The 433-nt window shown below is 71.4% G+C and carries 1 pseudogene; it reads left to right on the forward strand.

Going from position 1 to position 433, the window contains the following annotated elements:
• Positions 1-433 (forward strand): annotated as a pseudogene (locus ADK55_RS19700) (2-oxoglutarate ferredoxin oxidoreductase subunit alpha); the annotation flags it as partial.

Consider the following 433-nt stretch of genomic DNA (forward strand, 5'->3'; position numbering starts at 1 on the left):
CGGCCCCTCGACGGGGCTGCCGACCAAGACCGAGCAGGCCGACCTGCTCCAGGCCATGTACGGGCGCAACGGCGAGGCCCCCGTGCCGATCGTGGCCCCCCGCACGCCCGCGGACTGCTTCGACGCGGCGATCGACGCGGCCCGGATCGCGCTGACCTACCGGACGCCGGTGTTCCTGCTTTCCGACGGCTACCTCGCCAACGGCTCCGAACCCTGGAAGATCCCGGACGTGGACGAACTTCCGGATCTGCGCACCCCCTTCGCCACCGGTCCGAACCACGAGCTGGCGGACGGCACCGAGGTGTTCTGGCCGTACAAACGCGATCCCCAGACCCTGGCCCGCCCGTGGGCGGTCCCCGGCACCCCCGGCCTAGAACACCGCATCGGCGGCATCGAGAAGCAGGACGGCACCGGCAACATCTCCTACGACCCC

This window comes from Streptomyces sp. WM4235, from assembly GCF_001279725.1.
Taxonomy (GTDB): domain Bacteria; phylum Actinomycetota; class Actinomycetes; order Streptomycetales; family Streptomycetaceae; genus Streptomyces.